The sequence below is a fragment of the Diaphorobacter caeni genome (assembly GCF_015354245.1).
GTDB lineage: Bacteria > Pseudomonadota > Gammaproteobacteria > Burkholderiales > Burkholderiaceae_C > Diaphorobacter_A > Diaphorobacter_A caeni.
In genome coordinates, this window is the sequence record NZ_JADKYZ010000003.1 from 196379 (window position 1) to 209150 (window position 12772).

The window sequence follows — 12772 nt, forward strand, 5'->3', positions numbered from 1 at the left end:
ATAATCGCAATTGCGAATTGTTTTTATTTTCCGAGTGACAAAACACTCGGCGAACAAGCGCGCTTTCACCCGAATCCTTGCGACATGAACCGAACCGAGACATCCCCAGCCACGCCGCGAAAAGCACCGCGCGCCAATCCGATTCATCGCGCACAGGTATGGATCGGTGACATGACTTCAATGGGTCACAAGGAGTGATGGTGATGCAGCGCAGAATCCAATCGGCGACGCCCCTCCGCAAGCCCGTCCGCTTCGCCCGCATCTCACTCAGCGCGCAGCCCGAAGACACGGGCCCCGCCCCGCTGGAGTCAACAAACGCTGCGAGCCCATCCACCCCATCCGAAAAGATGGACATGAGCTCAGCCGCGACGACAGCCGTGATCCAGAGCCTGCGCAACGCAGGCATGCGCCCCACCATCCCCCGCATCGCGGTCTACCAGATCGTCGCGTCGATGGAGCCCGCAGGCATAGGCGCCGAACAACTGCTCGACGCCCTCCCCGCCCGAGGCTTCCCCGCCGCCATCAGCACCGTCTACCGCACGATCACCGAGCTGGAGTCACTGGGCCTGCTCGTCCGCTCGCAGGACGCGGCAGGACGGCGCGTCTATCTGACCGATGCCTTCGCAGAGTCGGGCAAGATCTATTTCCGGCAAGGGCCGAGAGGCAAGCTGCGGCCAGTGGTGGACCCTGCACTACATGAACATCTCAACCGGCTGGCACAACAGCAAGGGATGGATTGGCGGGGGAAGTCGCTGGTGGTGCAGGCCGGAGATTGACGGAAGCGTGGATTCACCACTTTTTTGCCGGTTCACCTACGCGTATTCGTCTTAAACTCGGCAATTGACAACACAAGCCACGCGGTCGCTTAATGAATCACACCGAGTTTGGTGGAGGCTAGATTGTTGAAGTACAGGCGTCAGCCTGCACAGGTTTTGCAGCTCGCTGCCGCCAGTAGTTTGCCCCAGCTTCTGCCGGCGGTATATGCCCTATGGGCTCCAGTAGTCTGGTGTGGTTAAACCAATGCAGCCACTGCAGCGTTGCCAGCTCCAGTGATTCACGCGTTTTCCACGGCCCACGTTTGTAGATGACCTCCGTTTTGTACAAGCCGTTGATAGTCTCCGCCAGGGCGTTATCGTAGGAATCACCTGTGCTGCCTACAGATGGCATGAGCCCCGCTTCTGCCAAACGCTCGGTATAGCGCACTGAAACGTATTGACTACCTCTGTCCGAGTGGTGAATCAGTCGGGACTCTTGCTGCGGCTGTCTTGCGTGCAGCGCTTGCTCCAATGCATCCATCACAAAATCGGTCCGCATGTGGTTGCTGACTCGCCAACCCACAATCCGGCGGGCATAGACGTCAATCACAAAAGCCACAAACATCTGGCCTTGCCATGTCGAGACATAGGTGAAGTCAGACACCCAAAGCTGGTCTGGGCGCTGTGCTTTGAACTGGCGATTGACCAAGTCCAGTGGACATGGCCGGGCTGCATCGGGCAGAGTGGTTCGGAACTTCTTGCCTCTGCGCGCTCCTTGCAGCCCAAGCCTTCGCATCAGGCGTTGCACGGTACAGCGGGCAATTGGCAAGCCCTCTCGGTGCATCTGCTTGCAGACTTTGACGACCCCGTAGACCTGCCAATTGGCATGCCAGACACGTTGAATATCGCTACAGTGCTCGGCATCGGATTGGCTGCGCTTGCAGCGCAGCCAGGGGCAGGCTCTTTGCTGAACCCTGCACCTGTAGCCCGACGGGGCAATCTGCAGCAGCCTGCAAATTGGCTCGACCCCATAGGCACCTCGATACCTGTCGACGAAGTCAATCAACTCTTGATGCGACGGTCGAGCTCCGCCTGGGCGAAAAAAGCGCTCGCAGCCTTCAGAATGTCGTTGGCCCGACGCAGCTCCTTGACTTCGCGCTCGAGTTGCCTGAGATGTTCACGCTCATCTGTGGTCAAGCCAGGACGCTGTCCTGCGTCAATCTCAACACGCTGGACCCAACTGTTCAACGTGGTGACGCTGCAACCAATCTTGGGCGCAATGGATTCACAGGCCGCCCATAACGATGAATAGCTGGAGCGGCACTCCTGCACCAGGCGGACTGCGCGTTCGCGCACTTCCGGGGAGAACTTCGGTGACTTGTTCATAGCTCCATCTTCTCTCGTGTTGGAGCATCCTCAAAACCCGGGGCTGTTCACCTCGCCAGAAATAGCGGGGCTTTTCAACTGCTATCTACCGAGTCGGAGTTCGGAAATATCAAGCTCGAACTCGTCTTCAATGCCGAGCTTTTTCATGATCGCCGGCAGCACTTGATGAATCACACGAATGCCAGTGAGTAGCTCGTTCATGTAAATGTCAGGATGAAGGTGGCTTTGGTCAATGCCAAAGCTATGCGCCTCCGCAGCCTGACCCAACTCGTTGTGGGAATCGAAAACCAGATCCATCAGCTCGGCTCTCAAAGGGATACTGGCTCGAAATGCACGCTCCTTCAGATACGTGACCATTCCAGCGACCTCATGCTCAACCTTGTTCTTGAAACGTGGAAAGCCGGGAAATTTGTCCTCGTCCAGATCCAGCTTCGATGCGGCCAGACTGAGTAGTGCATGATCAAGTTCCCAAGCAGGGGTGCCAGCAAGATCCAACTCCTCGTCGAAGACCAAATCTGACACGAACGCTGCGTAAAATCCATACACGTTTGTGAGTGACTTAAACATGTCATAGATGAGCGAAGCTATCTCGTTACCCCAAATGGCTTCGTGCTCATCATCGTCATTGGCCAGACAAGTCTCCAACTCTTTGGGAAAGGGTCGAGGAATATTGACTCCCATTTCTTGGAGCACATGAAAGGTGTTCCAGAACAGACAGCAATTGTCGTCATCCAGATCTTCAACCAATGGCGCCGTGTTGTAGCCGGTCTCCGCGCTGAATTCGGAGAGCTCAGCAAGGTAGCGGATAAGTTGTACCCATTTCTTAGCGTCTTCTGTGGAGCCAGCAAGTAAGACAACGTCCGGATCCAGATCGCGCAGGCCAGCCAGTTCACTCAACTTATTGCTCATTTCATATGAAATGTGCTCGCCTTTCTTCCACTTGCTAATTTGTGCCGGCGAAACCCGCAACCGAAGGGCAAGCTCCTTTTGAGTGCAGCCTTGAGCAGACAGTGCGAGTTCGACGAGCGAAGATGATTTCATGCCGGCTCCATTTTTTAAGTAAATTAAATACATTATTTACTTAACAATGTACATGAATACTTAAGAGCATGCAACAGTTCAGTGCAGAGAGACGACTTGCCATTTCGGCCCATGAATCGAACGACGACTGCTAGTCACTCAATTGGCATGCTGAATGTCGAAGTTGGATCGGTTGCGCGACTCTGGCGACCTCCGCAGCGGTCTTCCGGCGGCGAAATGTTCTGCCAGCGTCAGTCCTTTGCGAAGGGCCGCAGCGACTCTCTAACCGCCCGGTCGTCCGAGCATGGGTCGAGCAAGTGAGTGAGTGGTAAGTGGCTACCAGCGAGAGTTCTGCCACAAAGGCCGAAGGACAGCAGTCGCTCGAATGCGCTCGGGACTGACCGAATTTCTGTGTGCTAAGCCTTTGCAGAAGATAACGGCGCGGCGAAGCCGCCATCGAATCTAGCGTCCACCTGTCGTAAAGCGCTCTTCAACCAGAATCGCAAACTGGCTCATCGCCGCCACCTTTCACGACGCATCCCCACGACCCGCACCAACGCGGCAGTTTCATCGTCTCCCCGCATCCTCCACGCAACAGTCAACGAACTTTACATACCGCTTTCCCGTTACTTTACGCAACAGAAATAAATACAACTCATTTCTATTAACAATGAGAAGTTGGTTCAACGGAAAGTGATATGAATAAAGTCCAACAAACACGTCCACCGGCCAGCCTCTCTCAGTTGTCATGGGCCGTCGGCCTGTGCCTGACGAGTGCGGCGGTTCATGCGCAGACGGCGCCTCGCGCGCTGGATACGGTGACGGTGAAGTCTTCGGTAGAAGTGCCGGTCAAGGCCGATGCGGCCTCTTCGGTCAAGTTCACGGCGCCACTGCTCGATACGCCGAAGACGGTGCAGATCATCAATGAAGAGGTCATCAAGCAGACCGGCGCGACCAGCCTGCAGGAGGCGCTGCGGTCATCGCCGGGCATCACGTTCGGCAATGGCGAGGGCGGCAGCCCGTCGGGGGATCAGCCGTTCATTCGCGGCATGGATGCGCAGTCGAGCACGTTTGTCGACGGCATGCGCGACATCGCTGCGGGCACGCGCGAGGTGTTCAATCTGGAATCAGTCGAAGTGATCAAGGGCGCCGATTCGGCCTATGCGGGCCGTGGTGGCGCGGGTGGTTCGATCAATCTGGTGACCAAGAAGGCGCAGGCCAGCAACTTCATCTCGGGTGATGTGGGTCTGGGCACCGACAACTACAAGCGCGCCACCGTCGATGTGAATCGGGTGGTGAGCGAAGGCGTTGCAGTGCGCCTGAATGCGATGGCGCACGACGCCGACGTGCCCGGCCGCAACGGCCCGAGCAACCAGCGCTGGGGCATTGCACCTTCGGTGACGTTCGGCCTTGGCACGCCCACCGAGGTTTCGCTCGCGTGGCAGCATCTGCAGACCGACAACGTGCCCGATGGCGGTGTGCCCTACCTGTATTCGAACAGCGCCATGGCCAGTCTGCCGGGCGGCAGCGTGGTGCGGCCCACGTACGGCGGCAACCGAGACAACTGGTATGGGCTGACCGGGCGCGACTACGAGAAGGAAAAGAGCGACCTGCTCACCGGCACCATCGAACACAAGTTCAACGACACCAACAAGTTCCGCAACAGCCTGCGCTACAGCCGCTCCAAGCAGGACTATGTCTGGACCCAGCCCGACGACAGCAAAGGCAACGTCGCCAAGGACCCGGGCTATGTCTGGCGCCGTGGCAACGCGCGGCTCAACGAGGTGACTACGCTGCAGAACGTGTCGGAGTTCACCGGCAAGGCACAGACCGGTAGCGTGGGCCACAGTTTCTCGCTGGGTCTTGAGCTGTCGAAGGAAAAGTCCGACGTGCGCTCGACCGCCATCCAGGATTCGAGCACGACCAACTGCACGGCGGTGAGCACCTGGTGCGCGTCGCTCACCGACCCGGACAGCTCGGCCGCATGGGACTACGCCTGGTCACTGCCCACCGTGCCGACCAAGAACAAGATCGACACGGTCGCACTCTACGGCTTCGACACGATGAAGTTCAATGACCAGTGGTCGCTCAACGCCGGTCTGCGCGTCGATCACTACAAGGTCAGCTCGACTTCGTCCACCTACGACATCAGCCGCAGCGACACGCTCGCCAACTACCAGCTCGGCGTGCTCTACAAGCCCGCGCCCAACGGCAGCATCTACGCGAGCATCGGCACCTCGTCGCGCCCCGGTGGTTCGTCGCTTGGCAACGGCACGGAAGACCTGACCATCACCACCGACGCGCTCGCCGACCTCAAGCCCGAGAAGACGCGCGCCATCGAACTGGGCACCAAGTGGGACGTCCTCGACAAGCGCCTGGCGCTGACCGCAGCCCTTTTCCGCAATGACGTCACCAACGTCCGCATCACCGAAAACGGCGTGACCTACATGGGTGGCAACAAGGTGGTCAACGGCGTCGAACTGGGCTTCTCGGGCAACGTGATGCCGGGCCTCAGCGTGTTCGGCGGCTACACCTTCATGGACAGCGAGCAGAAGGACATGGGTGTGGGCAACGTCGCCAACGGCCTGCCGTTCATCAACACCCCCAAGCACAGCGCCAGCATCTGGACCACCTACAAGCCCATGCAGAAGCTCACTCTGGGTCTCGGCATCTACGCGCAGAGCAGCGTGAACCAAGGCTATGCGGTCTCGACGGCGGACGGCGGCATCGTCACCAAGGGCGCGGCCGGTTATGCACGGTTCGACGCGATGGTGTCCTACCAGATCGACCACAACCTGACCCTGCAGCTCAACGCCTACAACCTCGGCGACAAGGTCTACTACAGCGGCGTGCGCTCCCCGCACTACGCCACCATCGCCGCCGGCCGCTCGGCCGTGGCTTCGCTGAAGTTCACCTACTGACGCGCGGAGCCATCCCTCGCAGCGGCCAGTTCGCAGCGAGGGAATTCACACCAACACAGTTCATCCGGAATCTCCGAATTCAGGAGCGGGCCAACGAAGCGCACAGAGCGTTCGAACAAGCACCGCAACGGCAAAATGGGCCATAGCGCTAGGCGTCGAAGCCGCAGATCAGTACAAGCGTACGGCAAGGCTTCGCAACGACGCGATATGGCCCAGTTCGCCGCTTCCAAGCGATTGACCAATCGCTGCCAAAGGCAGCGTCGTGGATCCCGTAAAGAACCAAAGAAAGTCATCACCCCATGATGCTTCGCATTCCAGCTCTTCTATCTCCCGACGAGGTAAGGCATTGCCGCAAGACGCTCGAAGAGGCCCAGTGGCAGGACGGCCGCGCCACGGCAGGCAGTCTCGCCGTGGAGGTCAAGGCCAATCTGCAGTTGCCAGTGGACAGCCCGGTCGCGCAGACCATCGGCAACCACATTCTCGACCGGCTGGGGCAGAACCCGCTGTTCATGTCGGCCGCCCTTCCCCTCAAGGTGCTGCCGCCGCGCTTCAACCGCTACGAGGGCGGAGGCACCTACGGCAACCATATCGACAACGCGTTTTTCAACATCCCGGGCACGGCGATCAAAGTGCGTACCGATGTGTCCACCACGGTGTTTCTGAGCGATCCCGACGAATACGAAGGTGGCGAGCTGATTGTCGAAGACACCTTCGGCCACCAGAGCGTGAAGCTGCCTGCGGGTGACGCCATCGTCTACCCCGGCACCAGCCTGCATCGCGTGAACCCGGTGACGCGCGGCACGCGCTACGGCAGCTTTTTCTGGACACACAGCCTCATCGCGTCCGATGAGAAGCGCCGCGTGCTGTTCGACCTGGACCAGCAGATCCAGTCGCTCACCCAGCGCCACCCCGGCGACACAAGCCTGGCGCCGCTGTCGGGCACTTATCACAACCTGCTGCGCATGTGGGCACAGGCCTGAGCAGAGAGATAGATAGAGAGATAAACAGAGAGCCGATGCGACACGCCATCATCCAAGACCACACAGGCCTCCCGAAATCACCGCTCGACCAGCCCTTCAGCCATGTACTGAACGAAGCCAATCTGCGCCCCACGCTGTCGCGCATTCAGGTGCTGCGCCTGTTCATCGCCAATCCATTCAACTCGATGAACATCGTCGAGGTCTACACAGCCTTGCTGCACGCGGGAATCCGCATCAGCATGGCGACGGTGCAGCGCACGCTCAGCCAGCTGGAGCTCGGCGGGATTCTTCTCAGAAATGCAACCGACGGGAAATCGTCATTCAGCCTCTGCAAGCGTTGAATGGATTTCAAAACTCATACCGTCACCCAGAACGATGGCGCGAGCGTCGTATCCGCCGCAAACGCACGCAGCCGTTCCTCCAGCCGCACCCATCCCATCTGCCCCGCATGGAACATCGGCCCGCCCTGCTGGTCTGTTTACATGGGTCTGTCGCCATTCCTTCAAAATCGCCCGGCATCATTCTTTTGTGAGCCGCACGATTTCAACGCCAGCGAAGGAACGCCATGAACCACCACCCCTACCGCTCGTCAGGCGCCAAATCAGGCATCGGCTGCGCCTCGCTGGCCCTTTACCTGTTTGCAGCCATCACCTCCACCGCCCATGCCGCGCAGACCTGCAGGGGCAGCATCAAGAACGCGGATATATCCAGTGACGTGGTCGTGGAGAGCTCATGCGTGATCGAGAACGCCAGCATTCAGGGGGCAGTGACCCTCCAGCCAGGAGCGTCACTGGTGCTGCGCAACACCACGATCTTCGGCTCCGTGAGCGGTGACAAGGTGAAAAGCATCGACGCGCAGGCTGCCCAGTTGCACAAAGGCATCGTGATCACCGGCGGCGCGAACCACGTCAAGTTCGTCGACAGCAGCGTCGCAGGCGGCGCGGCCTCGTTCTCGGGAGCCCGCAGCGTCGAGCTCGTCAACACCGTGATCGGCGACGCCCTGATGCTCCGGGATGGCTCCAGCAGCCTCAAGCTCGTGAACTCCACCGTCAACAAGGGGCTGAGCTGCGAGGGCCCTGTGAGCTACCAGGCGATCAGCAGCATCGTCAGCGGCCCTTTGAAATGCTGACGGCAAAAAGCGCGCGCCCCACTCAACCGCCCATACCAAAACGCCAGGTGAAATAGCAGGCGGCAACAATGCCGATGATCGCGAGGAGAGTCATGATGCGGGGCATGGAATGTGTCCTGAAGGATGGAAAAACGCGGCTCACGGGTTGATTGCATCCACCATACATCTTGCACCGCCACTCGCCAAACATGGCGAATGCACTCATGTACTCCGCGGCCTACACACCCGCAGCACCAAAGGTTACAGCCGGCCATCCGGAAAGCGGCGAGACTGTCTTTTTGCCCAGTTCCATCGGCAAGAATCTTTCAAGCAAGGAATCCACAAGCATGACAAAAATTCTTCTGTCCGCCCTGCTCGCCTCGTCCTTTCTGGCGGCCTGCTCGTCCACGTCGACCAAGACCGCTGCGCCACCTCAGGCCGCCACATCATCACCCACCACGGTGCTGAACGGCGTGCTCGTCGGCCCGAACCAGATGACGCTGTACGTGTTCGACAAGGACGTCGTGGGCTCGGGCAAGAGCGTCTGCAACGGCCCCTGCGCCACCAACTGGCCCCCGCTGGCCGCCCCTGCCAACGCCCAACCCATTGCGGACTGGAGCACGGTCACGCGTGACGACGGCGGCAAGCAGTGGGCCTACAAGGGTCGCCCGCTCTACACTTGGGCCAAGGATGCCAAGCCCGGCGACGCAACCGGCGACGGCATGGCCAACAACACCTGGCACACGGCCAAGCCCTGAGCGACATCAACACGCTCCGAGCAGCACAGAAGCGGCCAGTCGGGCCGCTTTCTTTTTTGAACACGCTCTTTTGGCCGCATCATCCCTGCCGCTTGAGTCTGCGCCACAAAGTCGCGCGGCTCGCGCCCAGAATCTCGCAGGCACGCGCTCCCGCTCGACGTGCTGGCCAATGGTCTTTGAGCCGCGCCGCTCTTTCAATCACCCCATGTGAACAACGTTTCCCTGCCGTCTGCGTCAATCTGCAAAAAGACGTCGGAAAGGGATGGCACCTCTGGATAGTCGTCCTCGGGGTCGCATCGAACCATGCACCCCATGCCCCGCACCAGGAAACGCGCGAGCGCCGGGCTGTTCGGCCATGGCGTGCCGCTGTCGTGCCATGGTGCCCGACCCCGAGCCCTCAACCACACGCTGAGGAAACCATCGACACTCTCCGAAATGCTCAAGTGCAGGGTTTGATTTGAGTAAATATGTAAGTCCAGCTCGGGCACATGTTCCAGCTCCAGCTCGCCTAGTTCAGGCCGAAGCAAAGCGACGACGGCATTCCGATCCGCCGTCTGCACATAGACCTCGATATCCACTCGCTGCGACTGCATGGCGGCATCTTCGCACAAGCACAACCAGCGCTTTCGGTGTCGTCAGCCCCGAACACACCCTGACAGTTGGTAGCGTTTTGCAAATTGCACCCTTCGTCTTTGTCTAAAATTCCTGCCAGCAAGGACAATTGATGGGGAACTTGATGGCGCATTGCGCGTCCATCTTCGGTTCCACATCCCTTCGCCGATGCGATCAAGAATCTTTTGAACGCGTCAGCTGCACTCGTGCCCCGGCACTCCATTTGCCGGCCCAGGCAGTTCGGATGTTGGATGTCGGGAGCGGAAGCGGAAGCGCTGCATGTCTGAATGGCCTGAAGCCCCCCAGACGACGCCCGCTCCCGCGCGGCGCGGTGCGCCAACCACCCACGCGGGGAACCCTGAACGACAGGACCCCATGATGGGCCTGGCAGCAGGACAACGCATGAATGGATCACTGGTTGATCAAATTGGATAAACAAGCGGGATGACTGCGCGTCGTTCAGAACTGGAGGTGCTCGTTTTGGCCGGAACCGAATACAAACTGCAATACAACCCTGCCCTTGACGGCCTGCGTGGCGTCGCGATCCTGCTGGTGCTGCTCTCGCATGCCCATGTGCCGCTGTTTGATGGCGCATTCTTCGGCGTCGATCTGTTCTTCGTGCTGAGCGGCTTTCTGATCACCTCGCTGCTGCTCGTCGAATACAACAGCAAGGGCCGACTCGACTACTGGCGCTTCTACAAGCGCCGGTTCTGGCGGCTGATGCCGGCGCTCGCGCTGTTTCTGCTGGCCTATTGCATCTTTGCTCCGATGATCTGGCCCGAGCTCACCGACGTCTACTCCGACTCGCTGGTCTCCATCCTCTATCTGGCGGACTATGGCATCGCGTTCTTCGACAGCCCGGACACCATCCTGCACATGTGGTCGCTCTCGGTCGAGGAGCATTTCTATCTGGTCTGGCCGCCGCTGCTGGTGCTGCTTTTGCGCTTCGCGACGCCCGGCAAGGTCTGGCGCTCGATCCTGCTGCTGTGGATCATGGCCTGGGCGTGGCGCGTCATGTGGGTGTTTCAGGGTCAGCAGTTCTACGAGATCTTCTTTCGCTTCGATACCCGCGCTACGGGCCTGCTCGCCGGCGCTCTGCTGGCGGCGCTGATGCTCGAGAAGCCCGCATTCACGCAGAACATCAAAAAGAACTTCGCGCATCTGATGTGGTTTCCACTGGCCGTGCCGCTGCTCATGGAATTGGCCTGGGACAACCAGCAGGCGATGATCTGGGGCATCACCATCGTGGAGTGCGCCGCGCTGGTCGTGCTGATGGCAGTTCAGCGCCAGTCGGGCATCGTCTACGAGATGCTCTGCGCGCCCGCGCTGATCAAGCTGGGCAAGCTCTCGTATGGCGTCTATCTCTGGCACTATCCGGTCGTGCGCTATCTGCGTGCGGAGTTCTCGTGGCCGGTCGTCGTGGTCGCGGGCCTGATCATTTCGGTGGCGCTGTCCGCCCTGTCCTTCTACACCATCGAGCGCTGGGCGCTGCGTGTGCGCGACGGCAAGCGCACCCCCAAGGCCAAACCCGCCACATCGGGCCGCGTCGAGCCTTGGTTGCAGGGCGGCTCCAATGGCTCGGGCGGCAATCTGGCGATGGCCGTGCAGAATCGGCACCGCTGACAACGCGCAGCCTCCTGCATTCCGGGGAGCAATTCCCCGGAATCGCAAACCACTCTTGAAAATGTCGGTTATCTGAAACACCCGCAGTGCACAGGACAGGCGCTGTGCCGCTACACTGCGCACTGCGCTTGCGGCTCGGGGTTTCCTGCAGTCACCAAGCGCTTTTTGTTCGCTTTTTTTCCTGGCTACGCAGGCTGCACCTCTCCTCGCCAACGTCCACAACATGTCCGCTGTCTTCAATTTCACCTTTGTCCCCTGGTTCCGGTCCGTGGCTCCCTATATCCACAAGTTCCGACACCAGACCTTCGTGGTGGGCATCACGGGCGAGGCCATTGCGGCGGGCAAGCTGCAGGGCATCGTGCAGGATCTGGCGCTGATCCAGGCCATGGGCGTCAAGCTGGTGCTGGTGCACGGTTTTCGCCCACAGGTCAACGAGCAACTGCGCGCCAAGGGCCACGAGCCGCAGTATTCGCACGGAATCCGCATCACCGACGAGGTGGCGCTCGACTGCGCGCAGGAAGCCGCCGGTCAGCTGCGCTACGAGATCGAGGCCGCGTTCAGCCAGGGCCTGCCCAATACGCCAATGGCCGATGCGCGCGTGCGCGTCATCTCCGGCAACTTCCTCACCGCGCGGCCCGTGGGCATCGTGGACGGGGTCAACTTCAAGCATTCGGGCCTCGTTCGCAAGGTCGACGTGGAAGGCATTCAGCGCACGCTCGAATCCGAGGCCATGGTGCTGATCTCGCCGTTCGGCTTCTCTCCTACCGGCGAGGCGTTCAACCTCACCATGGAAGAAGTCGCCACGCGCGTGGCCATTGAGCTGCACGCCGACAAGCTGCTGTTCCTGAGCGAAATTCCCGGCATTCTCGTCAAGCCGCTAGAGCCGGAGAGCGAAGACAACCCCATCGACACCGAACTGCCGCTGGCCGCGGCGCGCCTGCTGCTCGCCCAACTGCCGCCGCCACAGTCGCCCGCCGACGTGGGCTTCTATCTGCAGCACTGCGTGCGCGCCTGCGAACACGGCGTGGAGCGCAGCCACATCCTGCCGTTCGCGGTGGATGGCTCGCTGCTGCTTGAAATCTACGTGCACGACGGCATCGGCACCATGATCATCGACGAGAAGCTCGAAGAGCTGCGCGAGGCCACCATCGACGACGTGGGCGGCATCATCCAGCTGATCGAGCCGTTCGAGAAGGATGGCACGCTCGTCAAGCGCGACCGCACCGAGATCGAGCGCGATATCTCCAGCTACACCGTCATCGAGCACGACGGAGTGATCTTCGGCTGCGCGGCCTTCTACCCCTACCCCGAAGCCAGCACCGCCGAAATGGCGGCCGTCACCGTCTCCCCCATGAGCCAGGGCACGGGCGACGGCGAAAAGCTGCTCAAGCGCATCGAGCAGCGCGCCCGCGCCATGGGCCTCAAGACCCTGTTCGTGCTCACCACCCGCACGATGCACTGGTTCATCAAGCGCGGCTTTCAGCCCGTTGATCCCGATTGGCTGCCCGAGGCCCGCAAGAAAAAGTACAACTGGGACCGCAAGAGCCAGGTGCTGGTCAAGCACCTCTGAGAGCCCTATGGAACGCGTCGCTCCCCGCGCCTTGGTGCG

The 12772-nt window shown here is 60.2% G+C and carries 12 protein-coding genes and 1 other annotated feature; of the genes, 8 read left to right on the forward strand and 4 right to left on the reverse strand.

The window, feature by feature from the left end; translation table 11 throughout:
* Positions 1 to 347 precede the first annotated feature (347 nt).
* Positions 348 to 776 (forward strand): Fur family transcriptional regulator, encoded by a 429-nt coding sequence (locus tag ISG32_RS08595; RefSeq protein ID WP_194770605.1) that lies wholly within the window; start codon positions 348 to 350, stop codon positions 774 to 776.
* 118 nt (positions 777 to 894) lie between these two features.
* Here the strand turns inward: ISG32_RS08595 and ISG32_RS08600 are convergent.
* Both ISG32_RS08600 and ISG32_RS08605 read right to left on the reverse strand, forming a co-directional pair.
* Positions 895 to 2141, reverse strand: a protein-coding gene (locus tag ISG32_RS08600; protein ID WP_194770606.1) for an IS3 family transposase whose coding sequence is annotated in 2 segments (ribosomal slippage) — positions 895 to 1862 and positions 1862 to 2141 — 1248 coding nt in all. Because the reading frame shifts where the segments join, the coding sequence is not laid out codon by codon here.
* Positions 1747 to 1863, reverse strand: a sequence feature (AL1L pseudoknot). Its footprint overlaps the gene before it by 117 nt.
* An 81-nt stretch (positions 2142 to 2222) precedes the next feature.
* A complete protein-coding gene (locus ISG32_RS08605; protein ID WP_194770607.1) occupies positions 2223 to 3182 on the reverse strand; it encodes a helix-turn-helix domain-containing protein in 960 nt (319 codons plus the stop codon).
* A 677-nt stretch (positions 3183 to 3859) separates the two neighbouring features.
* Here ISG32_RS08605 and ISG32_RS08610 point away from each other — a divergent pair.
* The 4 genes from ISG32_RS08610 (at position 3860) to ISG32_RS08625 (ending at position 8191) form a co-directional block, all read left to right on the forward strand.
* The gene (locus ISG32_RS08610) at positions 3860 to 6082 is read left to right on the forward strand and encodes a TonB-dependent receptor (RefSeq protein WP_194770608.1); all 2223 of its coding nucleotides are present in this window, start codon (positions 3860 to 3862) and stop codon (positions 6080 to 6082) included.
* A 299-nt stretch (positions 6083 to 6381) separates the two neighbouring features.
* Positions 6382 to 7062 (forward strand): Fe2+-dependent dioxygenase, encoded by a 681-nt coding sequence (locus tag ISG32_RS08615; protein ID WP_194770609.1) that lies wholly within the window; start codon positions 6382 to 6384, stop codon positions 7060 to 7062.
* Positions 7063 to 7097: 35 nt separating this feature from the next.
* Entirely contained in the window at positions 7098 to 7403 is a 306-nt protein-coding gene (locus ISG32_RS08620) for a transcriptional repressor (RefSeq protein WP_194770610.1), read from the forward strand.
* Between the two features lie 224 nt (positions 7404 to 7627).
* Complete coding sequence (locus ISG32_RS08625; RefSeq protein ID WP_194770611.1) at positions 7628 to 8191, forward strand: hypothetical protein; 564 nt, start codon at positions 7628 to 7630, stop codon at positions 8189 to 8191.
* Between the two features lie 22 nt (positions 8192 to 8213).
* On the opposite strand, the gene ISG32_RS08630 is transcribed toward ISG32_RS08625, so the two are convergent.
* The gene (locus ISG32_RS08630; RefSeq protein WP_194770612.1) at positions 8214 to 8396 is read right to left on the reverse strand and encodes a hypothetical protein; all 183 of its coding nucleotides are present in this window, start codon (positions 8394 to 8396) and stop codon (positions 8214 to 8216) included.
* Positions 8397 to 8517: 121 nt separating this feature from the next.
* On the opposite strand from ISG32_RS08630, the gene ISG32_RS08635 reads away from it, so the two are divergent.
* Complete coding sequence (locus ISG32_RS08635; RefSeq protein WP_194770613.1) at positions 8518 to 8928, forward strand: COG4315 family predicted lipoprotein; 411 nt, start codon at positions 8518 to 8520, stop codon at positions 8926 to 8928.
* Between the two features lie 194 nt (positions 8929 to 9122).
* On the opposite strand, the gene ISG32_RS08640 is transcribed toward ISG32_RS08635, so the two are convergent.
* A complete protein-coding gene (locus ISG32_RS08640; protein ID WP_194770614.1) occupies positions 9123 to 9521 on the reverse strand; it encodes a hypothetical protein in 399 nt (132 codons plus the stop codon).
* A 463-nt stretch (positions 9522 to 9984) separates the two neighbouring features.
* Here ISG32_RS08640 and ISG32_RS08645 point away from each other — a divergent pair, with 463 nt between their 5' ends.
* Together ISG32_RS08645 and argA are read left to right on the forward strand one after the other, a co-directional pair.
* Positions 9985 to 11163, forward strand: coding sequence for an acyltransferase family protein (locus ISG32_RS08645; RefSeq protein WP_194770615.1), 1179 nt, complete (start codon positions 9985 to 9987; stop codon positions 11161 to 11163).
* Between the two features lie 223 nt (positions 11164 to 11386).
* Positions 11387 to 12733 (forward strand): amino-acid N-acetyltransferase, encoded by a 1347-nt coding sequence (gene argA, locus ISG32_RS08650; RefSeq protein WP_194770616.1) that lies wholly within the window; start codon positions 11387 to 11389, stop codon positions 12731 to 12733.
* The last annotated feature ends 39 nt before the right edge of the window (positions 12734 to 12772 follow it).

Bases quoted from the DNA above. Each gene is read 5' to 3' on its own strand.
- ISG32_RS08595 (WP_194770605.1), top strand. From the start codon at position 348: ATGGACATGAGCTCAGCCGCGACGACAGCCGTGATCCAGAGCCTGCGC.
- ISG32_RS08605 (WP_194770607.1), bottom strand. From the start codon at position 3,182: ATGAAATCATCTTCGCTCGTCGAACTCGCACTGTCTGCTCAAGGCTGC.
- ISG32_RS08610 (WP_194770608.1), top strand. From the start codon at position 3,860: ATGAATAAAGTCCAACAAACACGTCCACCGGCCAGCCTCTCTCAGTTG.
- ISG32_RS08615 (WP_194770609.1), top strand. From the start codon at position 6,382: ATGATGCTTCGCATTCCAGCTCTTCTATCTCCCGACGAGGTAAGGCAT.
- ISG32_RS08620 (WP_194770610.1), top strand. From the start codon at position 7,098: ATGCGACACGCCATCATCCAAGACCACACAGGCCTCCCGAAATCACCG.
- ISG32_RS08625 (WP_194770611.1), top strand. From the start codon at position 7,628: ATGAACCACCACCCCTACCGCTCGTCAGGCGCCAAATCAGGCATCGGC.
- ISG32_RS08630 (WP_194770612.1), bottom strand. From the start codon at position 8,396: ATGAGTGCATTCGCCATGTTTGGCGAGTGGCGGTGCAAGATGTATGGT.
- ISG32_RS08635 (WP_194770613.1), top strand. From the start codon at position 8,518: ATGACAAAAATTCTTCTGTCCGCCCTGCTCGCCTCGTCCTTTCTGGCG.
- ISG32_RS08640 (WP_194770614.1), bottom strand. From the start codon at position 9,521: ATGCAGTCGCAGCGAGTGGATATCGAGGTCTATGTGCAGACGGCGGAT.
- ISG32_RS08645 (WP_194770615.1), top strand. From the start codon at position 9,985: ATGACTGCGCGTCGTTCAGAACTGGAGGTGCTCGTTTTGGCCGGAACC.
- argA (WP_194770616.1), top strand. From the start codon at position 11,387: ATGTCCGCTGTCTTCAATTTCACCTTTGTCCCCTGGTTCCGGTCCGTG.